Source organism: Streptomyces sp. AC558_RSS880, assembly GCF_019049255.1.
Classification (GTDB): Bacteria; Actinomycetota; Actinomycetes; order Streptomycetales; family Streptomycetaceae; genus Streptomyces.
This window is the reverse complement of sequence record NZ_JAGMUJ010000191.1, coordinates 178,247-202,194: the sequence shown is the minus strand read 5'-3', so window position 1 is coordinate 202,194 and position 23,948 is coordinate 178,247. Positions and strand designations below refer to the sequence as shown.

Here is a 23,948-nt window from a genome sequence, read left to right as displayed (position 1 = left end):
CCCCGGCCGTCACCTCGTCACCGGGCGAACCGCCCACCCCGCCCGGTACTCCTGAAAGGTTCACCCACCATGGCCACCGTCCTCTCCGTCTCCGGAAGTCCCTCCGCCACCTCCCGCACCGCCCGGCTGCTGCGTCACCTGGACGAGCGGCTCATCGCGCAGGGGCACGAGGTGATCGCGCTCGACGTCCGCACCCTCCCCGCCGACGCGCTGCTCGGTGCCGATTTCCGGCACCCCGCGATCGTCGAGGCCACCGCCCTGTTCGACCGGGCGGACGGGGTCGTGATCGGCACCCCCGTCTACAAGGCCGCCTACTCCGGGCTGCTGAAGTCGCTGCTCGACCTGCTCCCGCAGTACGCGTTGGAGGGCAAGACCGTCCTCCCTCTGGCCACCGGCGGCAGCACCGCCCACGTCCTGGCCATCGACTACGCCCTGCGCCCCGTGCTGAGCTCCATGGGCGCCTCGCACATCGTCCCCGGCTGGTTCACGCTCGACAAGGACATCACCGGAGGCGACGACGGCGCACTGACCCTCGCGCCGAGCGCGGCCGAGCCCCTGGCGCAGGTGTCGGACCTCTTCTCCGCAGCGCTGGGTGGCCGTACGACCCTGCTGGCGGCCACCGGATGAGCGTTGCGTGCGTGACCCCCTTGCCCAGTCCTCCCGCACCGTTCCGAGTGCGTCCCTGATCGGAGACCCAGGTGCCCCTCACGTTCCACTGGTTCCTTCCCACCAACGGAGACAGCCGCCACGTCGTCGGCGGCGGTCATGGCACCCCCGCCACGTCGTCCGGCCGGGACCGGCCGCCCACCGTCGCCTATCTCACCCAGATCGCCCGCGCCGCCGAGGACCTGGGCTTCGTCGGCGCGCTCACCCCGACCGGCGCCTGGTGCGAGGACGCCTGGCTGACCACCGCCATGGTCAGCCAGCACACCGAGCGCCTGAAGTTCCTGGTCGCCTTCCGCCCGGGATTCGTCTCGCCGACCCTGGCCGCGCAGATGGCGTCCACCTTCCAGAGGCAGACCGGTGGGCGGCTCCTGCTGAACGTGGTCACGGGCGGTGAGAGCCGCGAGCAACGGGCGTACGGCGACTTCCTCGACAAGGACGCCCGGTATCGCCGTACCGGAGAGTTCCTGGAGGTCGTACGCGGGTTGTGGGAGGGCGGGACCGTCGACCTGCGAGGTGAACACCTCCAGGTCGAGGACGCCCGGCTCGCCCGGCTGCCCGACCCCGTACCCGAGGTGTACTTCGGCGGCTCCTCACCCATCGCCGGCGAGGTCGCGGCACGCCATGCGGACGTCTACCTCACCTGGGGCGAGCCACCCGCCGCCGTCGCCGAGAAGATCGCCTGGATCAGGGCGCTGGCCGACAGGGAAGGCCGCCGTATCCGCTTCGGCATCCGCCTCCACGTCATCACCCGCGACACCTCCGAGCAGGCGTGGGCCGAGGCGAACCGGCTCCTCGAAGGCTTCGACGCGGGGACCGTACGGGCCGTGCAGGCCGGCCTCGCCCGAAGCGAGTCCGAGGGACAGCGGCGCATGCTGGACCTGCACGGAGGGAGCCGGGACGACCTGGAGATCCATCCCAACCTGTGGGCCGGGATCGGGCTGGTGCGGGGTGGCGCGGGCACCGCGCTGGTCGGCAGTCACGACGAGGTCGCCGCACGGATCGCCGAATACCACCGACTCGGCATCGACGAGTTCGTCCTCTCCGGCTATCCGCATCTGGAGGAGGCGTACTGGTTCGGCGAGGGCGTCCTGCCGAGGCTTCGGGCACAGGGTCTGTGGACCCACCCGTTCCACCCCGGCGTGGTCGCGTCGTCGTCAGCGGCACAGGTGGCTCTCGCGGACGTCGCGAGGCCGCGATGACCCACGCGGTGGGCGACTCGACGAGACGCCCGGACGCCCTCTCCGAGGCGTTGGAACAGCACCGCAAGGTCTTCACACCGACCAGGTTCCGCACCGAGTACCCCGTCGTGCGGGTCCACCCCGAAACCGGTGAACGCAGCCTGATCCTCGGCGACTTCCTGCAGAAGCTCACCGGCTTCAGCGGCGCCGACCCCCGCGCGCTGATCGGCGTGTTCCAGTCGCACGTGGAGCGCCCGGAGAACACCGTGCGCCGGCAGTGGCGGGCCGGCGATGTCGCCCTCTGGGACGACCGCGCCACGCAGCACTACGGCGTGGACGATTCCGACGACCACGAGCGCACCCTGCGCCGTGCCACCATCGACGGCGGCGCCCCGGCCGGCGTGGACGGCCGCCGCTCGGTGCTGCTCTCCCCGAGACGGTGCTGGAGCCCGGGTACGGCGTCGCCTCCGGCGCCTCGACGGACGGAGCTGTCGCGCGCGCGTGATCCGTCGACCGGTCCGATGCGTCTCCCCCACGGACCGGTGGCCCGGGGGGCTGGTGGAACCGCCCGGTGCCGACGCGAACCCGGCGTCCGCACCGGGCGGTGGAGTGTCCGCAGTACGCGCTCTTGACGCGACGGTGGAGCAGCCGCACACTCCGGAGTGGAATCCCCAGTGAAAAGGTAGGGATGGTATGGGCCGTTCGGCGCGGGACCCCGACGAAGGTCTCCTCGCACCGGCATCCCTGCCTCTGCTGACCAGCCGCCGCCACATCGATCTGCTGCGCGTGTGCAGCGCGTCGGCCGCACACCGCCGAACCGCCCACGCCCCGGCAGCCCACGGCGCCTGATTCCCTCTTCCACCGGACCCGGACCCGGACCCGTGCCACGGGCCGGCGGCCGGCCCTCCGATGCTCCGCAGCTCCGGACACGCACCCGCCGACGCCGCCGGATGCTCCGGACCGGGCTACCGGACCAAGCGCTCCAGGGAGACGTAATGCCCGCCACCCACCCGACAGCCGTCCCCTCCCTCCGCGGCAGGATCGGTCGTGACGCCCGCAGCGGCTACCACGCCGCGCCCCGCCGCTACCGGCTCCACCTCGCACTCGCCTGCCCACACTGTCTCCGGATCGCGATCACACACAGCCTGCTCAGCCTGGACGACACCCTCCCCGTAGAGCCACTGCCGGCCGTGCCTGACGGGCCGGACGGCGGACACCTGGCTCTGCGCCCGCTGTACGAGGCGAGCGCGCATCGGTATCCCGGACCGGCAACGGCCCCGGTGCTCAGCGACGACTGGACGGGACGGATCGTCACTACGCACACCCCGGACATCCTCAGCGACCTGGTCCGGCACTTCGGCGGCAGCCTCGGCGTCGCCCTCCACCCGCCCGGTTCCCATGGCGCGATCCACGCCGTCGAGCGGCTCTGCGAGCGGGACATCACCGCAGCCGCCCAGTTGGCCGGAAAGGCCGCCACCGACTGCGGCACACGCGACAGGGCACTGGAAACGCTTTTCCAGGGACTGGACTCGGTCGAACGAGCCCTGGTCCGCCGGCCCTACGTGCTGGGTGACCAGCTGACAGCCGCCGACGTCCAGCTGTGGGTGACGCTGCTGCAACTGGACACCGTCCACCGCTGGCACCTGGACGCCGGCGCGGTGCACCGCATCACCGACCACCCGCACCTGTGGGCATACGCCCGCCGTCTCGCGGAACACCCCGCCTTCGCCGCGCATCTCGATCTGAACGGCATCGCGCTACGACACCACGCGCACTGCCGTGGCCGGGAAGCGGCGGGCGCGGCGGTGAGGATCCTGGACTGGGCACCGGAGCATACGGTGCAGGCCCCACGCGGGCCCCTGGATCCGGTCCGGCAGACAGGCTGCCCCCAGGGATGAGGGGGAACTCCCACGCCGGCCGCGTGAGCGGCAGCGTTGCGCCGTGTCAATGGGCGAGATGTGGCTCCGTGCGATCTCCTGAAGCAGGTGCCCCAGCTCCGCGTGATGGCCAGCGAGACAGAACCGGCGCACAGCCGGGTGCTCGGCCGGTCGGGCCTTGATCCAGGCGGCCCCGCGCCACGAAAGGGGACACGAGGACCGCTGCTGAAGGCCGCTGAACCACTTCTCCTCGGTCGGGCTGAGGTCGATCGGTACGAAGACGTGGAGCCCGTCGGGATCCGTGAGCTGTGCGTCTCTGCCGCCATCGCCGCCTGATCCATCGACGCGCAGGAGCCGCGGGTGCATGCAGCTGACCAGGGCGGCGACGGCCTGTCCGTAGGCCCGTGGATCTCTCGGCCACTCCACGTCACCCACGCCTGCCACCCTCCGAGGCCACGAACCGATCCGGCTGATCTCTCACGGTGACGTCGGCCACTGACAGAGCCCTGGGAGCTGGCTGTGGGACTGAAACCTGGCCTGCGTCATGGGGACCAGTTGGGGACCAAACGGCATGCGCGATGCCGAACTTGACACCGCGAAGCGCACGGTATCTGCCCTGGAAATGGGCGGTTCAGCCAGATAGTCCTTGTAGCCCGCGCTCCTGGGGGTCAAGGGGTCGCAGGTTCACATCCTGTCGTCCCGACGTGCGACGGGCAGCAGGCCCTGCTCGGGGCCCTGTCTCGCTTCGGCGAGGCAGGGCCCTCGGTCGTTCTGGGGCCGCCGATCGGAGGAGCCCCGCATGCGGGGTGCCGGCCCGGGCGTGAGCCTGGGGCCATGAGTATCCGTCCATGGGTGATAGTCGAGGCTCCGGACCACCGGGGGCTCCGCCGGGTCGTCGTAGGCGGTAAGACGGTGGGCGGTGCCTGGTCACTGACCCAGCTGCGGGAAATACTCGGTCGCCTCGGTTATCCGAAGGACATGGACCTGGAGGACCCGGCGTCCGTGTACTGGCGCGGGGGAGACAGCGGGGAATGGCCCGACCGCGCCGGGCGAAGGCGCACGATCCTCGTGCTGATGGTGGCGGGAATGCTCGCTTCCATGGTCCTGAACATGGTGATCGGATGGCCGGACGCCCTTGGCGCCCTCACTTTCGCGCAACGAATAACCGGGTCCCTGATTGTTCTGTCCGCTGTGGTGCAGGGCGCAGCGGTGATCGCGATGTTCGACTACTGGAGGAGGCGACAGCACAGAATTTCCGGGGCGGTCGCCCTGCTGGGGGTGCTTATCGCGTTCGCCACCGACGGTCTTCTGCTGTTGATATGGTTCGACGAAAAAGAATACACGCCTTATCTGCTGGTTTTCATGCCTCTCCTGGGATGGTCCCTGTGGGCGCTCTGGCTCCTCGTGCGGGAGAAGGCGTGGGAGGGGACCCCGCGACCGAAGACGTTTGCGGCCGGAGTGGTCGCCACAGCGGTCCTGACCGCCGTGAGCCTGGCGTACTCAACCATGTACCAGCCCGCGGCAGCACCTACGCACTTCGTCCTGAAGGCAGAATTCGGCGAGCCGCAGGCCGACCCCAGGCATCCGTTCGTACACGTCCCGCTGAAGTTTTACATGAAGAACGACGGAGGGATCCCGGTCTACATCATCAACAACAACTTCACCGTGTACGGCAGGGTCGCCGAACCCTCTGGGGGCGAGGACCGGCTCAAGGAGTGGAGAACGAGTCTGGACGAGAAGCGTGAGGAGGACGCCGAACGCTACGTCAACCGGTTGAGATTCACCAAAGTGAGCAGCGGGCGTCTCTATCACCCGGGTTACTCGCTCGACGTCGGGCAGGAGTACGCCATGGAGCGCGTGGTCCAGATCCCGGTGGATTCCGAGTTCGACACGGTAAACGTCGACCTGCAGATCACGTACATGAGGAAGGACCGGGGGAAAATCGACGTGACTCAGTTCCGGCGCGCACACCGCTCGTGGGACAAGAGGGAAGGCCGGTACTACTGCCCTCCGGAAAAATGTGGAGAAGAGCTCTATTACCACGGCAGGGTGCGGCACAACAACAATCTTGTCAATGTGACGCGCAAGCCGCGTTATGTGACGGCGGTCTGGTCCCCCGGAGGAACTCCCATGTATTCCATTTCGTCGTTCCACTTCGAGGGCGGGGTCGAGGGCTCGGAAGAGAGGAGGGACGTGGAACGGTATGACGTCTCGACGGCTTACGCCGACACGGCGGTTCCCGTCGCGGAACTGCTGAGAGCGGTCGGAGACTGACCGGGGCGAGTCCCTACGCCTCCTCCTCGGCCATCTGGAGCCATGTCTCGGCCTCCACCCCCTGCCGGTCGAGGTGCCGAGCCGACTGCAGGCAGTGAAGACCCGGAACGCCGACGGTGCCGAACAGCTGGTCCGCCGGTACGACGTGGTCGAGCCCCGTGATGAGCTGTGCGACTTCGATCGGGGCGTTGTCGTACGTGTTGTTCTGCAACTGGGCCTGGACATCGAGGGCGTCGGACCCGGATTCCCTGGCCTTCCAGTAGTCCTTCACCCCTTCGCTGTTCCAGCGTGCGGGAATCATTTCCTCGAGGGCCTGGGTGAGACTGCGCTCGGAGACGGATGCGAAGATGGCATTGGTGCAGACTTCGGCCGACTCACCGAGCGGCGCATCCGGCAGACCCTGGGCCAGGGCGACCTTCTTCAGTTGCTCGTTCAACCGGGCGAGCTGTTCGTCCGCCTCTCTCCGAGCTTCTTCCCGGTCCTCGTCCGACACCGTGGGATCGCTGCTGTCCTGCAGTGAGGAACTGGCTTCGTCCGCGGTCTGCGCGAGACCGATCCGATTCCCCTCGGACGTCTCGGACCGGCCGGTGGTCTCCAGCGCCACGCCTATCGTCGCCGCGTCCTGGCGGGGCTGCCGCGCGGCGCTGCTCCCCCTCTTCGCCGAGCTTTCACCCGGGTACGAGCCTTCGTCCGGCACCAGGACCTGGTACACCTGGTTGATGCTGTTGACCAGATGCTCCCTCGGCTCCTGCGGCGTCCCGGAGGCGCCGATCAGGTCCAGGACGGAGGTACACCTCTGCACGGTCAGGATGGTCACGGCCCGCTCCTCGGCCGGAACGCTCGGGTCGCTGACCGCGTCCAACGCGGAAATCATCCGTTTCACGACCCCGATCAGCTTTTCCCGCACCTCGGCGGGTGTTCCGGGGTCATTGATCACATCCAGTGCGGCAGCGATGTCCTGTGCGCTCTCGATGACTCCTTCCCTCTCCTGCGGTGGCACATCCGGGGCTCCCACCGTCTCCAGGAGGTCAGTCAGTCGCGTCACGCTCGACGTCAGTTCTTCAGGAGCTTCCGTCATTTTCTGATTCAGTTCTTCAGTTACTTTTTCAATTTCTTTCTCCTGGCCCGTGACGGGATCGGGCATCGGCGGAGGCGAATCCTCCCCGGGTTCGGGTGATTGGTCGGGGTCCGGTGTTCCGTCCGTCTTCTGCGTATCACTCGGCGAGGTGTCGCCCGGTTCCGTCGGCTCTGTCGGTTCCGTCGGCCCCGTTGGTTCTGTCGGTCCCGTCGGTTCCGTCGGTTCCGTCGGCGGAGGCTCCGTGGGCGTCGGCTCTGCCGTCGGGGTGGCCGGAGGAGGCGTTGTCTGGGCGGGTATTCCCGCCGTGATTCCGTCGCCGGCGTGAGATGCTGCCGCGGCAGCCGTCAGACCTGCGGGAAACGCGAGCGTCGCAGCCACGACGGATGCGCTGACAGCGCGTGATACATGTCGCCGGGTGGTTGTGGCCATGAGGATTCCAGATGCGGTTGGCCTCGTATTGAGTCCCTCTCACGCGATCTGCCCTTTTGCGGGCGGCGCTGCGGAGAGATTGACATGTGAATCGGGCGATATGGGACCGATGTAATTCCACTCTTCACCCGCACGGCACGCCCCGCAACGCGGGGCCTCGCTGCCGCCGACGCCCGCCGGAACCCTCCCGCACACCCCGTCGTCGATGCCGTGCGCCCCTCGCCGCAGGGCTCGGCCGCGGTCATCGCCGGCCGCACGGATACCGTGTGGACACCAGGCGTGGCGTGGGCCGGGGACGCCGCCCTCCCCCGAAGGCGACGTCCCCGGCCGCTCCCCCGGCGCCGGACTGTGGCTCGGATCCCCGCGGGCGGCCGTCGTGTGCCGTCACCAGCACATGACCGCCGTCTCGCCCGGACCCCACGCGGAGTACAGGCGGACACGGACGTAATAGCGGCGGCCCTTGACCAGCCGGGCCGCGATGGCCGCGTTGTGCGCGGTTCCCCCGTCGTCGTGGCCGGCGAGGAAGCGGGGCTCCCCGTCCCGCTCCTCGAAGAGCACGACGACCCGGTCGGCCTCGCCGAAGGTGCCCACCGTGTAGTCGCGGGTCTCCGGCGGATCGATACGGAAGTCCGCCTGCTCACCGGGGCCCAGACCCAGCGGCACCGAACGGAACGGCACCAGCGGGGGTGGCCGCGGCGGATCGGCCGGCGGGTACCGGCGGAGCACGAACTCCTTGTCGGCGGGGGAGAGGGTGCCGGGAGGGTACACACCCCCGTGGTACTGCTCCGGCTCCAGGATCAGCCCCGGCGGCAACGCGTACTGCATGATCGACTGCGGGTCCCAGACGGAGCCGTTGACCTCGTCCGGGCCGAGCCTGCGCAGGATGTTGTGGTAGGTCCTGTCCCGGCTCCAGTGGTTCGGCGGGCCCGCCAGCTCGGCGTACACGGCCTCGTCGTCCCAGTGGATACCGGCGTACGGGCTCTGGTGCTCGTGCAGCATGCCCAGCGCGTGCCCGATCTGGTGCAGGGCGGTGGCGCGTTCCCCCGGCGCGGTCAGGTCCCAGCCGAAGTTCATGGTGCGCTCGTGCACACCGACGCGGAGAGCGTCCCTGCCCACGGCCGACCAGGTGCCGTCACCGAGCTGGAACCCGATGCGCAGCTCCGCCTCGGTGCGGTCGCGGACCTCGGTGAACGTCAGGCCCAGCCCGAGCCCCCGCCACTCCTCGAAGCACTCGCGCACGACGTCCTGCTGCTCCTCGGCCCCGCCCCACGAAACCCACCGGGTCCGCCCGGTTCCGGGAACGGCGATCTCCGACCCCGCGGTGTCGCCGGAGAAGCAGTAGTGCAGCACGGTGCCGTTGACCCACAGCCGCCGCCCGCCGATCAGCGCGCCGAGCCGCTCGGCGGCCAGGCCCGGCGGATACGCGGGGGCCGGCTGCGGCGGCAGCGAGCAGTGGCGGGCGGTCATGGATCACAGACTGCCGTGCGGTGCGGCCGGGCGCCTGAGTCGGGGTCTGCTCAAGTGGCCCTGTATCAGGCTTGAGTAGCCGTGCTCCTGTTCTCGTGACGACTTCGCGACGGGATGCCACCGGGCCGTACGAGCCGAACGGGAAGGAGGCGACGACCCTTCGGCCGCCCTGGCCGTTCACCGGCCGGGAGGACGAACTCGACCTGGTACGGCGCTCGCTGACCGGCCCGGGGCGCGGGCTCGTGGTGACCGGACCGGCGGGACGGGGCAAGACCCGGCTCGTCACCGAGGCGGTGCGGGGCACCGACTGCGCCCGTGTCACCGGGACGCCGGGGACCCGGCACCTGCCCTTCGCCGCCTTCGCCCCGCTGCTGCCCGAACCCGTCACCCTGCACCACGCCCTGCGGCAGCTCTCCGGTGTGCGCACGCTGTTCGTCGACGACGCCCATCTGCTCGACGACGCCTCCGCCGCCCTGCTCCACCAGCTCGCCGTGCACGGACGCACCCGGCTGCTGGTCGTCGTCGCCGACGGCGAGCCGGTGCCCGCCGCCGTGTCCCGGCTGTGGACCGGGGAACTGCTGCCCCGGCTCGCCCTGCCGCCGCTGCCCCGGGAGGACACCGCGCGACTGCTCGCGGCGGGCACGGACCCCACCCCGGAGCCGCTCACCGCGAACCGGCTGCACCGGCTGTGCGACGGGGATCTGCGGCTGCTGCGGGACCTCCTGGACGCGGTACGCGAACACGGCCGGCCCACCGGGGCACCGGGCACCTGGGAATGGCGCGGCCCGCTGCCCCTGACCCCGGCCGTACGCGAACGCACCGCCCACCTCCTGGACCGCGCCCGCCCCGAGGAGCGCGAGACGCTCGACCGCCTCGCCTTCGCCGAACCCCTGCCGCTCGACGGCGACGACCTCGACCTCACCGTCCTGGAACGCCTGGAGACCGCGGGCCTGGTCCACGTCGACGACCACGGCGGTGTCCGCCTCGCCCACCCCCTGCACGGCCCGCTCCTCCGAGCCGCCGCCGGCCGGCTGCGCGCCCGCCGGCTCGCCCGCACATCCGGGGACTGCGCCCCCGCCCTGGAGGCCGAGTCGGCGGAACTGACCCGGCGGATCGGACGGGCCGACGTGGCGGCGGTCCCGGCCCCCGTCGGAGACTGGCTGGTGGGCGAGGGGGCGCCGGTCCCGGCCGGGTACGCGGCCCTGCGCGCCCGGTACGCGCGGCTGCGCGGCGCACTGCGGGAGGCGGCCGCATGGGCGCGCGAGGGCCTGCGCACCGCCCCCGCCGACCCGGCCTGCCGCACCGAACTCACCCTCGCGGAGGGGACCCCGGAGGCGTACGGCGACCCGTACGACGCCGTACGCCTCGGCACCCCCGAACGGGCCGCCGGCCGGCTCACCGGCGTCTTCGCCGACCACGCCGACGCCCTCGCGCGGGCCGACGGGCCCGCACTGGACCGGGTGGGCGAGGAGTTCGAGCGGCGGGGCTTCCTGCTGTTCGCCGCGGAGGCGCACGCGCAGGCCGTCTCCGCCCACCGGGAACCGCACGCCGCCCGCACCGCGCGCACGCGTGCGGCCGCTCTCGCCCGCCGCTGCGAGGACGCCCGCACGCCGGCGCTCGCGGGCCTTGCCTTCGGTGAACTCACCGCACGCCAACGGCAGATCGTCACGCTGGCCGCGGAGGGGCTGAGCAACCGCCAGATCGCGGAACGCCTCACCCTTTCCGTTCGCACGGTCGGAAATCACCTGTACGGGGCGTACACCCGGCTGGGCGCCACCGTGCCCCGGCAGATCGCCTGACAGCGGCTGCGGGTGGGCGCGACCAGCCACCGGCCACCCGCAGCCGCCCACGGCGGGGTCACGCCGCCCCGAAGGCGGTGAAGGCCCAGCCCGTGGCCCGGTGCAGCGCGTCGGCCGGGAGGCCGGCACGGGCATCGCGCAAGGCCTCCGCCAAGGAGAGGCCGGTGTCGAGGGCCTTGTGGAGGGCCACCATGAGGGGGACGACCGCCGCGTCGTTGACGGGGGCGCTGCACGCCACCACCCCCGCCGTGCCCAGCGGCAGCAACGCCGTGACCAGACCGAGGAGTTCGTCGGCGCCCACCGTGGCGAACCGCGCGGTGTCGCAGCAGGACAGGATGATGCGGTACGGGCTGCGGTCCAGCCGCTCGAAGTCGTGCACGATCAGCGGTCCGTCGGCCATCCGCAGGGACGAGAACAGCGGGCCGTCCGCACGGAACGTGCCGTGCGCGGCGATGTGCGCCAGCCCCGCCCCGTCCAGCTCCCGCAGCACGCGCGGCACCGTCGCGTCGTCGTACTCCAGGACGGTCGCACCGCCGTAGCGGCCGGCCAGCTCGGGCACCTCCGCGCCACCCGTCGCGAGACCCGGACCGCGCACCAGCACCTGGCGTTCCCCGGGCGGCGGCGCCGTCTCCTTCGCGCGCAGCCAGCTGCTCGCCGACGGCGACACGCTCAGCACCCGCTCCCGCAGCGAGGGCAGCAGCGCCCACGGCACCCGGTGCAGCCGTCCCGGCGGCACGATCACCACCGGGCCGTCACCGAGATGTGCCGCGGCCGGACCGAGCAGCAGCTCCTCCAGCCGGCGGCCCGCGGCCTCCACCACCGGCAGCCGCGCCTGCGCCCCCGGATGGGCCAGCCGCCGCAGCCCCGCCTGCACGTGCTCGGCCTCGGTCTCCGCCGCCGCCAGCAGCCCGGCCTCGAACCGCCGCACCCTGCCCTGCCCGCACAGCAGCACCTGCACCCGTCCGTCGAGCACGGCCAGTTCCACCAGCTGTCCGTCGTCGCTGTCGCCCAGCCGCGCGAGCAGCCGGCCGACGTCGAAGCCGTCCTCGTCGCCGGGGGCCTCGCCGCGCATGTGCAGCGTCCGGGAACGGATCTCCCGCTCCAGCCGCCGCTGTTCCCGCTCCAGCGCCGGCACGGGCCTGCCCTCCATGCGGGCCTCCTCCGCGCGGGCGGCGATCTCCCGGTAGGCGGTCATGCCGCTGAGCAGCGCCGGGTCGGCGGGCGGCCGGGTGGGCGGTGCGGACAGCGCGGTGGCCCGCCAGCGTTCGCTCCACACCAGCAGCCGCCGTGGCCCGCCCGAGACCAGACTGGCCTTCTGCGCGAGCGCGGCCAGCTCCGCGCCCTGCGCGGTGGCGCGGGCCCGCAGCTCCGAGGCGCCCAGCGTCATCCGGTGGTCGTCGAGCACGTCGAGACCGCGCCGGCAGGCCTCCAGCACGCCCCGCGCGGAACCGGCGGCCCGGGCGCGCAGCGCCTGCGCCGCCCAGCCCGTCATCCGCGCGAGCGGCGGCCCGCCGTGTCTGCTCCGCGCGGCGACCGCGAGATGCCGCTCCGCGTCCGCCGTCCAGCCCAGCTCCAGCGCGATCCGGCCGGCGAGCAGGGACGCCTCCGGGGCGGCCGGGGCACCGAGCGCGGCCAGCTTCTCCGCCACCGCCGCCGCGTCCGCGACCAGCCGGCCCGAACCGCGCCCGGCCGCGTGCCGGGCCCCGATCAGCACCAGCCGCGCGTGCGTCTCCCACCAGGTGCGCCGCTGCCCCGCGAACAGCCGCACCGCGAGCGCCGCGCGGGCGATCGCGGTCCCCGGCTCGTCGGCCAGCCGGGCCGCCCGCGCGGCGGCCAGCAGCAGCTCCGCCCTGCGCGTGGACTGCCCGCCGATCCCGTCCAGCGCCCGCAGCGCCGCGTCCGCCTCGGCCAGTGCCTCCGCGGCGAGACCGGCCGCCATCAGCACCTCGCAGCGCCGGATGTTCAGCATGAACGTCGGCGTGCCGAGCTTGGCGTACCGCTCCTCCGCCTCGTCGAGCAGCCGCAGCGCCGCCGGGACGTCGCCCGCGCGGAACGCGGCCAGCCCCCGGCTCTCCACCGCGTCCGCCTTGTCGTGCTCCTGGCCGGTGGTGTCCCACAGCGCCTCGGCCGCCGTGAAGTCGGCGTTCGCCCGCTCCACCGAACCCAGCGCCAGGTGCACCGTCGCCCGCAGGGTCAGTGCCCGCGCCGTCCAGATCACGTCGTCGGCCTGCCGCAGTACGGGAATGGCCCGCCGTACGTCCTCCAGTGCCTCCTTGTGATGGCCCAGCACCCACCACGAGTACGCCCGGCGGAACAGCACCCGCGCGCGGGTGTGCCCGGTGCCGCGCTCGACGCCGCGCCCCAGCGCGTCCATGCCCTGCCGGGTGCGCCCCGCGTGCACCAGCGCGACCCCGAGCGTGGCGAGGACGTCGGCCTCGCGCTCGGCCGAGTCCGCGCGCGCCGCCCAGGCCCGGGCCCGGCGCAGATGCGCCAGGGCCAGCCGCATGTCGCCGAAGTCCCGCTGCCAGATGCCGATCACCTGATGGGCGACGGAGGCGTGCAGGGGCGGCGGACGGTCGCCCAGCACCTCTTCCGCCCTCGCCAGCGCCTCCCCCGGGGCGGCGAACACCATCGGCAGCAGTTCCAGCACCGTGTCGCTTCCGGCTGTCACCCCACGATGGTAGTGGTCCGCAACCACGCCTCACAGGTATGACGTTGTATCAAACGCCCGCTCCACGGCTCTGCATACACGACAGCTCCGCGGCACCGGCCGCCGTCGCACCAGTGGAGGACACGCCATGGCACCACAGCGATTCCGTGAGCAGTTCGCACAGATCCAGCGCTCGATGCCCGACGTCCCCCTGGCGATGGGGCCGGACGACGCGGGCGAGTTCCTCTACGAGAAGGGCGTCGTCCTCGCCCGCGACGGCGAAGAGGCCCGCGTCGTCGAGGACACCGTGCGACAGCACTTCACCACGTTCGCCGGCCTCACCCCGGACCAGGTGCGCCGGACGAGCCCGGAGACCAACCGCTCCGGCATCACCCGCATCCGGGTCGCCGACCCCGGCCAGGGCGACGGCAGCGGCGACCCGGCGGTCGCGGGAGCGCTGCGCGCGCTGTCGGCGGCCGAGGGCCGTGCCGGACGCCGGCTGATCAGCCGCAACCACGTGGTGTCGATCGCGGTCAACGCCTGCCCGGGCGACGAGCCCGTGCCCGTACCGCGCGGCGGGCAGCCCAACCCGGCCGCCGCCGACGCCGCGCACGACCCGGACACCGCCGTCGGCGTGCTCGTCATCGACACCGGCCTCATGCACGACCACCGCTCCTACCCGCCGCTCGCCCACACCCACGGCGACGCCCAGGCCGAGGAGTGCGGGGAGGACGGCGTCCTGAAGCAGTACTGCGGGCACGGCACGTTCATCGCCGGACTCGTCGCCGCCGTCGCCCCCAACACCGACATCACCGTCCGGGGCACGCTGAACGACGCGGGCGCGGTCCTGGAGTCCGAGTTCGGCGAGAAGCTCTTCGAGGCCGTCGACCAGGGCGGCTGGCCCGACGTCATCAGCCTCTCCGCCGGCACCTCCAACGGCCGCACCGACGGACTCCTCGGCGTCGACGCCTTCATGCGGGAGCTGCGCGAGCGGCCCACCCTGCTGGTCGCCGCCGCCGGCAACAACGGCAGCGCCACGCCCTTCTGGCCCGCCGCCTACGCCGATCTGCCCGGCTACGAGAACGTCGTGCTGTCCGTCGGCGCGCTGCGCGGGGACGGCGAGTTCGGCGCCTGCTTCAGCAACCACGGCGGCTGGGTGAAGGCCTACGCCCCCGGCGAGCGCCTCACCAGCGCCCTCACCGGCTTCGACACGCCCGTCCCGTACGTGTACCAGCACTCCACCTACGACGCCTGCCGCTACGGCTTCACGTACACCTGTACGTGTCACCACCCGCGCCACACCGGCGTGTTGAGCGAGGACGGCGGCTCCGGCAAGCCGGACCAGGTGATGTTCGAGGGGCTCGCCCAGTGGAGCGGAACCTCGTTCGCCACCCCCGTCGCCGTCGGCATGGTCGCCGCCCACATGACCGCGCAGGCGGAGACCGACCCGCGCAAGGCCCGCCGGCAACTGCTCGACGCCACCACCGAGTACGCGCAAGTGCGCGGGGCGCACGTCCCCGCGCTCCTTCCGCCCACTTGGCGCCCCGTGCAGGTCTCACCACCCTCGGCACGGGCATGAGGACCGGAGTCCTCCCCTCCACGGCGTACGATGACGTGCCGTACACGAGGGGTGGGACCGTGGAGCGTAGTGAAGTCGGCGCGTTGGTCCGGTCCGCTGTCGACGGCGACGCGGCGGCCTGGAAGGCGATCGTGGAAGGGCTGGGCCCACTGGTGTGGTCCGTGGTGCGCGCGCACCGGCTCTCCGACGCCGACGCGCACGAGGTCTACCAGACCGTGTGGTTCCGTTTCGCCCAGCACCTGGGGCGGATCCGGGAACCCGACAAGACGGGCTCCTGGCTGGCCAGTACCGCGCGGCACGAGTGCCTGAAGGTGCACAGGAACGCGCGACGGCTGATGCTGACGGACGATCCGCAGCTGCTGGACCGGGTCAGCGAGGACGGTGCGCCGGAGCAGTCGCTGCTGGAGGCGGAGGAGGCCGCGGCGCAGAGCGAACGCGTGCGACGGCTGTGGCAGGAGTTCGAGGAACTGGGCGAGCGGTGCAGGCAGTTGCTGCGGGTGCTGATCGCCTCGCCGCCGCCCAGTTATCAGGAGGTGTCCGCCGCGCTCGACATCGCGGTGGGCAGCATCGGGCCGCTGCGCCAGCGCTGTCTGCGCCGGCTGCGGGCCCGGCTCGAGGCACGGGGGACGATGTGAACGACATGACCGACGACGCGGGATTCGACGCGGACTTCGACGACGGGCTGCTGGAGGAGGAACTCCGGCAGGCGGCAGCCGTCCTGGACCCGCTGCCTCCCGCCCTGCTGCAGATCGCCGTCGACGCCTACGCGCTGCACGACCTCGACGCCCGCGTGGCCGAGCTGACCTTCGACTCGCTGGTCGACGCCATCCCGGTCAGGGGCGCCACGGACGTGCCGCGCATGCTCACCTTCACCGCCGGTGAGGTGACGCTGGACGTCGAGGTGACCGCGGAGGGCCTGATGGGCCAGGTGCTGCCGCCCCGGCCGGCCCGCGTCGAGGTGCTCGGCGGCCCGCAGACCACCGTCCCGCTCACCACCGACGACCTGGGCCGCTTCACCACCGCCACCCCGCCCTCCGGCCCCTTCGCCCTGCGCCTGCGCACCGACGACGACGTGGTCGTCACGGAGTGGCTCCGCGCATGACCCCGCCGGGCCTGGAACCGGGGGTCCGACCGGGCCCGCCCACGGACTCCCGGCCCTTCGAGGGCACTGCGCGGCGGGTGGGCAGCCGCTGTTGCGCGGGGGCCGGGTTCATCGCCCCCGCCGCCCCTTCCCGTTCCCGTCCCCGTCCCCCCGGGGGCGCTGCCCCCGGACCCCCGCTCCTCGAACGCCGGAGGGGCTGATATGCGCCGGTGTCAGCGGGAGGCCGCGTCGATCAGGGTGGCGAGGGCCGAGGCGAGGCGGGACAGGCCCTCTCCCGCGGGGCCGCCCGGCTCGGTCATGTAGGTGTCCCGGCGGATCTCCACCATCAGGGCGGACACCTCCGCCCGCTTGCCGTAGAACTCCAGCGGTACGTACGTCCCGGCGAACGGGCTGTCCAGCCCCGTCTCCCCGCACGGCGCGAACGCCTCGCGGGCGGCGGCGAGCAGCCCGGGCGGGGTGTGGAAGGAGTCGGTGCCCAGGCAGACCTCCGGCCGCGGACCGTCGCCGTGCAGCTCGTAGGGCAGCGGGGCGCTCGGGTACGAGTGCACGTCGATGATCACGGCCCGGCCGGTCGCCGCGAGCCGGTCGGTGACGGCCTCCGTCATCGCCCGCGCGTACGGGCGGAAGTACCGCTCGATCAGCGGCTCGGCGTCGAACCCGTCGGGCCGCAGCACGTCCTTGTGCGTGGTCCGCGTGTAGACCGCGCCCATGCCGACGGCCAGCATCTCCTCCCGCTCGTCCGGGAACCGCTCGGGGTCGACGACCAGCCGCGACAACCGGTTCACGAACCGCCACGGCGCGACACCGGCCGCCCGGGCCGCCGCCTCGGCGATCGACGCGGTGTGCGAGTCGGTGATGTGGTCCAGCTCCCGCTCGAGACCGGCGTCCTCCAGCACGATCCCGGCCCGTACGTCCCCCGGTATCTCCCGGGCGGAATGCGGCACATGCAGGATCACGGGGGAGTCCGGATCACCGGAGACGAACTCGAAGGAGGACGGCACATCGGTCATACGGCTGCTCCAGGGGCATTCTCGGTGGTGCACGACATGATCAAGATGCCACACGGCACTGACAACGCCCCCGGGAGACGGCTCCGCCCCGGCCGGGCGCATGGCCGGCCGGGGCGGAGCGCGTGGGCTGCCCGCGTCAGCTCAGGGAGGCCAGCGCCTCGTTCCACGTGGTGGACGGACGCATGACCGCGGCGGCCTTGGCCGGGTCGGGCTGGTAGTAGCCGCCGATCTCGGCCGGCTTGCCCTGGACGGCGTTCAGCTCCTCGACGATCGTCGCCTCGTTGGCGGTGAGCGTCTCGGCGAGCGGCGCGAACGCCTTCGCCAGGTCCGCGTCGTCGCTCTGCGCGGCCAGCTCCTGCGCCCAGTACAGGGACAGGTAGAAGTGGCTGCCGCGGTTGTCGATGCCGCCGACGCGACGGGTCGGGGACTTGTCCTCGTTGAGGAAGGTCGCCGTGGCGCGGTCGAGGGTGTCGGCGAGGACCTTGGCGCGGGTGTTGCCCGTGGCCTCGGCGTACTGCTCCAGGGACGGCACCAGCGCGAAGAACTCACCGAGCGAGTCCCAGCGCAGGTAGTTCTCCTTGACCAGCTGCTGCACGTGCTTCGGCGCGGAGCCGCCGGCGCCCGTCTCGAACAGGCCGCCGCCCGCCATCAGCGGGACGACCGACAGCATCTTGGCGCTGGTGCCCAGCTCCAGGATGGGGAAGAGGTCGGTCAGGTAGTCGCGCAGCACGTTGCCGGTGACGGAGATCGTGTTCTCGCCGCGGCGGATGCGCTCCACCGACAGCTTGGTCGCCTCGACCGGGGACAGGACGCGGATGTCCAGACCCTCGGTGTCGTGCTCCGGCAGGTACTGCTCGACCTTGGCGATCAGGTTGGCGTCGTGGGCGCGGGTGGCGTCCAGCCAGAACACCGCCGGGTCGCCGGTGGCGCGGGCGCGGGTGACGGCCAGCTTCACCCAGTCGCGGATCGGGGCGTCCTTGGTCTGGCAGGCGCGGAAGATGTCACCGGCGGACACGGCCTGCTCGATGAGGGCGTCGCCGTTGCCGTCGACCAGGCGGACCGTGCCCGTGGTGGGGATCTCGAAGGTCTTGTCGTGGCTGCCGTACTCCTCGGCCTTCTGCGCCATCAGACCGACGTTCGGGACCGAGCCCATGGTGGACGGGTCGTAGGCGCCGTTGGCGCGGCAGTCCTCGATCACGGCCTGGTAGACGCCGGCGTAGCTGGAGTCCGGCAGCACCGCGAGGGTGTCGGCCTCCTGGCCGTCCGGGCCCCACATGTGGCCGGAGGTGCGGATCATGGCCGGCATGGAGGCGTCGACGATGACGTCCGAGGGGACGTGCAGGTTGGTGATGCCCTTGTCGGAGTCGACCATCGCCAGCGCCGGGCCCTCGGCGAGCTCGGCGTCGAAGGACGCCTTGATCTCGGCGCCCTCGGGCAGGGCCTCCAGGCCCTTGTAGATGCCGCCCAGGCCGTCGTTCGGGGTCAGGCCGGCCGCGGCGAGCTTGTCGCCGTACTGCGCGAAGGTCTTCGGGAAGAAGGCGCGCACCACGTGGCCGAAGACGATCGGGTCGGAGACCTTCATCATCGTGGCCTTCAGGTGCACGGAGAACAGCACGCCCTCCTGCTTGGCGCGGGCGACCTGCGCGGTCAGGAACTCGCGCAGCGCGGCGACGCGCATCACGGAGGCGTCGACGACCTCGCCCTTCAGGACGGGGACGGACTCGCGCAGCACGGTGGTGGAGCCGTCATCGCCCTTGAGCTCGATGCGCAGCGCGCCGTCCTCGGCGATCACGACGGACTTCTCGGTGGAGCGGAAGTCGTCGACGCCCATGGTCGCGACGTTCGTCTTCGACTCGGAGCTCCAGGCGCCCATGCGGTGCGGGTGGGTCTTGGCGTAGTTCTTCACCGAGGCGGGGGCGCGGCGGTCGGAGTTGCCCTCGCGCAGCACCGGGTTGACGGCCGAGCCCTTGACCTTGTCGTAGCGGGCGCGGATGTCGCGCTCCTCGTCGGTCTTCGGGTCGTCCGGGTAGGCCGGAAGCGCGTAGCCCTGGCCCTGCAGCTCGGCGATCGCGGCCTTGAGCTGCGGGATCGACGCCGAGATGTTCGGCAGCTTGATGATGTTGGCCGCCGGCGTCTTGGCCAGCTCACCGAGCTCCGAGAGGGCGTCCGGGATGCGCTGGTCCTCGGCCAGGTACTCCGGGAACAGGGCGATGATGCGCCCGGCCAGCGAGATGTCACGCGTCTCCACGGTGACACCCGCCTGCGAGGCGTACGCCTGGACCACCGGCAGGAAGGAATACGTTGCCAGGGCCGGGGCCTCGTCAGTGTGCGTATAGATGATGGTCGAGTCAGTCACCGGGTGCTCCGCTCCACGTCTGCAACATTGCTCGACATCAAGATATCTCGTGATCGACCGGGGCTCGACAGGGGTCCGCGCCGACTTCCGGCCGACCTCCCGCCACGGTCCTTCCGGCGCGGCGGGAGATCACCCGGGACGGTGGGCTCAGATGGGCCGGGCGGTGGTCATGTCGTCCGGTGCGGAGTCCGTCGCGGAGTCCGTGCCGCGCTGCTGGGGGAAGACCACGGAGCCCTGCTGGAGCGCCACCGTCCGCGCCGGCGACGGGATGCGGATGCCCTCCTCGCGGTAGCGCCGGTGCAGGCGCTTGATGAACTCGTGCTTGATCCGGTACTGGTCGCTGAACTCGCCGACGCCCAGGATGACGGTGAAGCCGATGCGGGAGTCCCCGAAGGTGTGGAAACGCACCGCGGGCTCGTGCTCCGGCACGGCGCCGGTGATCTCCGTCATCACCTCGGCGACGACCTCCATGGTGACCCGCTCCACCTGCTCCAGGTCGCTGTCGTACGACACCCCGGCCTGCACCAGGATGGTCAGCTGCTGCTCGGGACGCATGAAGTTGGTCATGTTCGTCTTGGCGAGCTGCGCGTTCGGGATGACCACCAGGTTGTTGGACAGGTTGCGGACGGTCGTCTGGCGCCAGTTGATGTCCTCGACGTAGCCCTCCTCGCCGCTGCTCAGCTGGATGTAGTCCCCGGGCTGCACGGTCTTGGAGGCGAGGATGTGGATGCCCGCGAACAGGTTGGCGAGCGTGTCCTGCAGCGCCAGCGCGACCGCCAGACCGCCGACGCCGAGGGCGGTGAGCATCGGGGCGATCGAGATGCCCAGCGTCTGCAGCCCCACCAGGAAACCGATCGCCAGGACCAGGATCCGGGTGATGTTCATGAAGATGGTCGCCGACCCGGCGACACCGGAGCGGGACTGGGTGACCGAGCGCACCAGCCCCGCCACCACCCGGGCCGCCGAGATCGTCGCGGCGAAGATGACCATCAGCGTCAGCGTCTGGTTGACGTTGTGCTGCACGGTGCGGGTCAGCGGCAGCGCCGCCGCGGCGGAGGCCGCACCGCCCGCGATCGCCGCCCACGGCGCGATCATGCGCAGCGCGTCCACGAGGACGTCGTCCCCGTGCCAGCGGGTGCGGTCCGCGTGCCGGCCCAGCCAGCGCAGCAGCATCCGCAGCAGGAACGCCGCCAGCAGGCCGGCCGCGAGGGCGATGCCGGCGTACAGCAGGTCGTGGCCGGTGAGCGCGCGGGTCACCGCTCACCCCCGGCGAACGCCCTGGCCGACGGCCGTATGTGAAGTCGTGTCACGTGTCGTCACCTGCTCGATTTCTACGGGATGTACGTCGCGCCGGCCGTCCCTGACCCGCGGTCGGCGCGATCGCTCATCCTGCCGTATTCCGCAGAGCTGTTCGCACCACGCCCGGCCGCACGGTCCCGTGCACGGACCGAGGGCCGGAACCCGCCGGTCAGATCACCTTCAGCCGCACCAGCGCGCCCAGGGTCAACGCCCCCGGCAGCAGCGGCAGCCACACCGTGATGATCCGGAAGACCAGCACCACCGCCGTGGCCACCGCGGCGGCCCCGCCCACCGCCACCAGCGCCACGATCAACGCCGCCTCCACCGAGCCGATCCCGCCCGGAGTGGGCACCAGCGCCACCGCGACCGTCGCCGCCAGATACGCCACCGCCATGTGGGCCGGCGGCACCGACAGCCCGAACGCCAGCCCCACCAGCACCAGCGCGGCCGCCTGCAGCGCGGGGAAGGCCAGCGCCCCGCCCCACAGCGCCAGCGCCCGGGAGGGCAGGGCGTGCACCGACCGCGCCTCGCCCAGCGCCGTCCGCAGGAACGACCGCACCACCGACCGCAGTCGCCGTACGGCCGCGAGCACGACCGCCGCGACGACCACCACCGCACCGGCCGCGAGCAGCAGCGGGCCGAACCACCCCGCGGGCAGCAGGGAGCCGAACCGCAGCGCGCCGGGGAACGCCACGAGCAGGACGGCCAGCAGCCCCACCCGGCCGACGGACTCCGCCAGCAGATACAGCGCCAGGGCGGCCGAGGAGCGGGCCGCCGGCAGCCCGCACACCGTCATGAACCGCAGATTGACCGCGCTCGCGCCCAGCCCCGTCGGCAGCAGGTGGTTCGCGGCACCCGCCGCGAACTGCGTGGCCAGCAGCCGCCGCGCGGGCAGCCGTTCGGGGACCGCGCCCTGCCGGGTGCACGCGGCCGCCACCCAGGTCAGACAGGTGGCGCCGGCCGCGGCGAGCAGCCAGGGCCACCGGGCGGTCCCCAGCTGGCCGAACCCCTCGGCCAGCACCGACCGGTGCCGCACCGCGACCACGGTCACGAGCAGCAGCGGCAACACCATCAGGATCCGGCGGATCGTCCCCGTCACATCCACCGAGCCTGACCGCCGCGCACCAACGGCGGGTTGCACCGGCCCGGACGTCCGCTTACGGCTGGGCAGCGGCCGGGGGAGCGGGCCCGGGCCGCCCTTGACCTCAATCATGCTTGAGGTTCTACCTTCGCTTACATGAGCATGGAGACCACAGCGTGGACACAGCTGCGCGGCGTCATGACCGCGGAGGACGAGCACCGCCCCCTCACCAGGGCGACACTGCACCGGATCGGCGCCTTCGCCCGCCCCCACCGCCGCCGGCTGACCCTGGTCGTGCTCCTCGGCACGGCGACCGCGGCGCTCGCCGTCGCCACCCCCGTGCTCGCCGGGCGCGTCATGGACACCATCGTCTCGGGCGGCGACGGGGGCACGGTGGTCCGCCTGGCCCTGCTCATCGCGCTGATCGCGGTCGTGGAGGCGGCGCTCGGCGTACTCGGCCGCAGACTCTCGGCGGCCCTCGGGGAGGAACTCATCCTCGACCTGCGGACCGCGGTCTTCGACCACGTGCAGCGGATGCCGGTCGCGTTCTTCACCCGCACGCGTACGGGAGCGCTCGTCTCCCGTCTCAACAACGACGTCATCGGCGCCCAGCGGGCCTTCAGCACCATCCTGTCGACCGTGGTCGGCAACCTGGTCACCCTCGTGCTCGCCCTCGCCGTGATGCTCACCCTGTCCTGGCAGATCACCCTGCTCGCGCTGGTCCTGCTGCCGGTGTTCGTGGTCCCGGCCCGCCGCATGGGCTGCCGCATGGCCGGGATGCAGCGCGAGGCCGCCGCCCTGAACGCGGCCATGGGCACCCGTATGACCGAGCGGTTCTCCGCACCCGGCGCCACCCTGGTCAAGCTGTTCGGACGCCCCGAGGAGGAGTCCGCCCAGTTCGCGCTGCGCGCCCGCCGGGTGCGGGACATCGGCGTCCGCACGGCCACGGCGCAGACGGTGTTCATCACCGCGCTGACCCTCGTCTCCGCCCTCGCCCTCGCCCTGGTCTACGGCCTCGGCGGCCGGCTCGCCCTCGGCGGCACCCTGGAGCCGGGCGCCGTCGTGGCGCTGGCGCTGCTGCTGACCCGGCTGTACGCGCCGCTCACCTCGCTCGCCGGGGCACGGGTGGAGGTGATGAGCGCGCTGGTCAGCTTCGAGCGGGTCTTCGAGGTCCTGGACCTCGAGCCGCTCATCAGGGAGAAGCCGGACGCGCGGGAGGTGCCCGAGGGCCCGGTCTCCGTCGAGTTCGACGACGTCCGCTTCGGCTACCCGTCCGCCGACAAGGTCTCCCTGGCCTCCCTGGAGGAGGTCGCGTCCCTCGACCCGCGCGGGGGCGACGAAGTCCTGCACGGCATCTCCTTCCGCGCCGAACCCGGGCGGACCGTCGCCCTCGTCGGCTCCTCCGGCGCGGGCAAGTCGACCATCGCCCAGCTGCTGCCACGGCTGTACGACGTCGACGCCGGCGCCGTGCGCGTGGGCGGCGTCGACGTCCGCGACCTGACCGCCGCCTCCCTGCGCGCCACTCTCGGCATGGTCACCCAGGACGGTCATCTCTTCCACGACACGGTCCGCGCCAATCTGCTGCTGGCCCGGCCGGACGCGAGCGAGCCCGAGCTGTGGGACGCCCTGCGCCGCGCCCGCCTCGACGCCCTCGTACGGGCCCTGCCCGACGGCCTGGACACGGTGGTCGGCGAACGCGGCTACCGGCTCTCCGGCGGTGAACGCCAGCGCCTGACCATCGCGCGGCTGCTGCTGGCCCGCCAGCGCGTCGTCATCCTCGACGAGGCCACCGCCCACCTGGACAACACCTCCGAGGCGGCCGTGCAGGAGGCGCTCACGGAGGCGCTGGAGGGCAGGACGGCGGTGGTGATCGCCCACCGGCTGTCCACCGTCCGCGCCGCCGACCTCATCCTGGTCGTCGAGGCCGGCCGGATCGTGGAACGCGGCACGCACGAGCGGCTGCTGGCCGCCGACGGCCGCTACGCCGAGCTGTACCGCACCCAGTTCGAACGGCAGTCGGAGGAGACGGTGGCGGCGTAGAGGTGGTGCCGGGCGGAAGGGACGGACGGGACGGACCACCTCCGGGTGGCCCGCCCCGTCCGT

16 protein-coding genes and 1 pseudogene are annotated in these 23,948 nt (G+C 72.2%); 10 read left to right on the top strand and 7 right to left on the bottom strand.

The genetic code is table 11. The annotated features are described in order from the left end of the window. Window positions 1-69: 69 nt before the first annotated feature. From ssuE to KUM38_RS40575, 5 genes and pseudogenes are all read left to right on the top strand, one after another. Window positions 70-627, top strand: a complete 558-nt coding sequence (gene ssuE / locus KUM38_RS40595; protein ID WP_217137160.1) for an NADPH-dependent FMN reductase — start codon at window positions 70-72, stop codon at window positions 625-627. 71 nt (window positions 628-698) lie between these two features. Further along, window positions 699-1,865, top strand: coding sequence for an LLM class flavin-dependent oxidoreductase (locus KUM38_RS40590; protein WP_217137159.1), 1,167 nt, complete (start codon window positions 699-701; stop codon window positions 1,863-1,865). A gap of 26 nt (window positions 1,866-1,891) precedes the next feature. Beyond that, window positions 1,892-2,349: pseudogene (locus KUM38_RS40585) on the top strand (TauD/TfdA dioxygenase family protein); the annotation flags it as partial. Between the two features lie 490 nt (window positions 2,350-2,839). Continuing rightward, on the top strand, window positions 2,840-3,742 hold the full coding sequence (locus KUM38_RS40580) for a glutathione S-transferase C-terminal domain-containing protein (RefSeq protein ID WP_217137158.1): 903 nt from the start codon (window positions 2,840-2,842) through the stop codon (window positions 3,740-3,742). Between the two features lie 813 nt (window positions 3,743-4,555). Then, window positions 4,556-5,995: a Yip1 family protein gene (locus KUM38_RS40575; protein WP_217137157.1), complete on the top strand. Its 1,440-nt coding sequence runs from the start codon at window positions 4,556-4,558 to the stop codon at window positions 5,993-5,995. Window positions 5,996-6,008: 13 nt separating this feature from the next. Here the strand turns inward: KUM38_RS40575 and KUM38_RS40570 are convergent, their stop codons facing one another. Together KUM38_RS40570 and KUM38_RS40565 are read right to left on the bottom strand one after the other, a co-directional pair. Next, window positions 6,009-7,139, bottom strand: a complete 1,131-nt coding sequence (locus KUM38_RS40570; RefSeq protein WP_217137156.1) for a hypothetical protein — start codon at window positions 7,137-7,139, stop codon at window positions 6,009-6,011. Window positions 7,140-7,886: 747 nt separating this feature from the next. Continuing rightward, window positions 7,887-8,969, bottom strand: coding sequence for a hypothetical protein (locus KUM38_RS40565; protein ID WP_217137155.1), 1,083 nt, complete (start codon window positions 8,967-8,969; stop codon window positions 7,887-7,889). Window positions 8,970-9,064: 95 nt separating this feature from the next. Between KUM38_RS40565 and KUM38_RS40560 the strand changes: the two genes are divergently transcribed. Beyond that, entirely contained in the window at window positions 9,065-10,768 is a 1,704-nt protein-coding gene (locus KUM38_RS40560) for a LuxR family transcriptional regulator (RefSeq protein WP_217137154.1), read from the top strand. Between the two features lie 58 nt (window positions 10,769-10,826). Here KUM38_RS40560 and KUM38_RS40555 read toward each other — a convergent pair whose 3' ends face one another. Beyond that, window positions 10,827-13,400: a CHAT domain-containing protein gene (locus tag KUM38_RS40555; protein WP_217137180.1), complete on the bottom strand. Its 2,574-nt coding sequence runs from the start codon at window positions 13,398-13,400 to the stop codon at window positions 10,827-10,829. 166 nt (window positions 13,401-13,566) lie between these two features. On the opposite strand from KUM38_RS40555, the gene KUM38_RS40550 reads away from it, so the two are divergent. From KUM38_RS40550 to KUM38_RS40540, 3 genes are read left to right on the top strand one after another with little or no spacing between them, the layout of a single operon-like run. Continuing rightward, window positions 13,567-14,997, top strand: a complete 1,431-nt coding sequence (locus KUM38_RS40550) for a S8/S53 family peptidase (protein WP_217137153.1) — start codon at window positions 13,567-13,569, stop codon at window positions 14,995-14,997. A 59-nt stretch (window positions 14,998-15,056) separates the two neighbouring features. Beyond that, window positions 15,057-15,632 (top strand): RNA polymerase sigma factor, encoded by a 576-nt coding sequence (locus tag KUM38_RS40545; protein WP_217137152.1) that lies wholly within the window; start codon window positions 15,057-15,059, stop codon window positions 15,630-15,632. A 5-nt stretch (window positions 15,633-15,637) separates the two neighbouring features. Then, entirely contained in the window at window positions 15,638-16,099 is a 462-nt protein-coding gene (locus KUM38_RS40540; RefSeq protein WP_217137151.1) for a hypothetical protein, read from the top strand. A 212-nt stretch (window positions 16,100-16,311) separates the two neighbouring features. On the opposite strand, the gene KUM38_RS40535 is transcribed toward KUM38_RS40540, so the two are convergent. The 4 genes from KUM38_RS40535 to KUM38_RS40520 form a co-directional block, all read right to left on the bottom strand. Continuing rightward, window positions 16,312-17,109 (bottom strand): N-formylglutamate amidohydrolase, encoded by a 798-nt coding sequence (locus KUM38_RS40535; RefSeq protein ID WP_217137150.1) that lies wholly within the window; start codon window positions 17,107-17,109, stop codon window positions 16,312-16,314. Window positions 17,110-17,245: 136 nt separating this feature from the next. Continuing rightward, complete coding sequence (locus tag KUM38_RS40530) at window positions 17,246-19,465, bottom strand: NADP-dependent isocitrate dehydrogenase (RefSeq protein WP_217137149.1); 2,220 nt, start codon at window positions 19,463-19,465, stop codon at window positions 17,246-17,248. Window positions 19,466-19,612: 147 nt separating this feature from the next. Beyond that, window positions 19,613-20,722: a mechanosensitive ion channel family protein gene (locus tag KUM38_RS40525; RefSeq protein ID WP_217137148.1), complete on the bottom strand. Its 1,110-nt coding sequence runs from the start codon at window positions 20,720-20,722 to the stop codon at window positions 19,613-19,615. A gap of 211 nt (window positions 20,723-20,933) precedes the next feature. Further along, window positions 20,934-21,833: a YbhN family protein gene (locus KUM38_RS40520; RefSeq protein ID WP_308409162.1), complete on the bottom strand. Its 900-nt coding sequence runs from the start codon at window positions 21,831-21,833 to the stop codon at window positions 20,934-20,936. Window positions 21,834-22,007: 174 nt separating this feature from the next. Here KUM38_RS40520 and KUM38_RS40515 point away from each other — a divergent pair, with 174 nt between their 5' ends. Beyond that, the gene (locus tag KUM38_RS40515) at window positions 22,008-23,885 is read left to right on the top strand and encodes an ABC transporter ATP-binding protein (RefSeq protein ID WP_217137179.1); all 1,878 of its coding nucleotides are present in this window, start codon (window positions 22,008-22,010) and stop codon (window positions 23,883-23,885) included. The last annotated feature ends 63 nt before the right edge of the window (window positions 23,886-23,948 follow it).

Excerpts from the sequence above, each read along its gene's own strand:
- KUM38_RS40555 (WP_217137180.1), bottom strand. The coding sequence starts at position 13,400 with ATGGTGTTCGCCGCCCCGGGGGAGGCGCTGGCGAGGGCGGAAGAGGTG.
- KUM38_RS40580 (WP_217137158.1), top strand. The coding sequence starts at position 2,840 with ATGCCCGCCACCCACCCGACAGCCGTCCCCTCCCTCCGCGGCAGGATC.
- KUM38_RS40515 (WP_217137179.1), top strand. The coding sequence starts at position 22,008 with ATGGAGACCACAGCGTGGACACAGCTGCGCGGCGTCATGACCGCGGAG.
- KUM38_RS40570 (WP_217137156.1), bottom strand. The coding sequence starts at position 7,139 with ATGCCCGATCCCGTCACGGGCCAGGAGAAAGAAATTGAAAAAGTAACT.
- KUM38_RS40565 (WP_217137155.1), bottom strand. The coding sequence starts at position 8,969 with ATGACCGCCCGCCACTGCTCGCTGCCGCCGCAGCCGGCCCCCGCGTAT.
- ssuE (WP_217137160.1), top strand. The coding sequence starts at position 70 with ATGGCCACCGTCCTCTCCGTCTCCGGAAGTCCCTCCGCCACCTCCCGC.
- KUM38_RS40575 (WP_217137157.1), top strand. The coding sequence starts at position 4,556 with ATGAGTATCCGTCCATGGGTGATAGTCGAGGCTCCGGACCACCGGGGG.
- KUM38_RS40535 (WP_217137150.1), bottom strand. The coding sequence starts at position 17,109 with ATGACCGATGTGCCGTCCTCCTTCGAGTTCGTCTCCGGTGATCCGGAC.
- KUM38_RS40550 (WP_217137153.1), top strand. The coding sequence starts at position 13,567 with ATGGCACCACAGCGATTCCGTGAGCAGTTCGCACAGATCCAGCGCTCG.
- KUM38_RS40540 (WP_217137151.1), top strand. The coding sequence starts at position 15,638 with ATGACCGACGACGCGGGATTCGACGCGGACTTCGACGACGGGCTGCTG.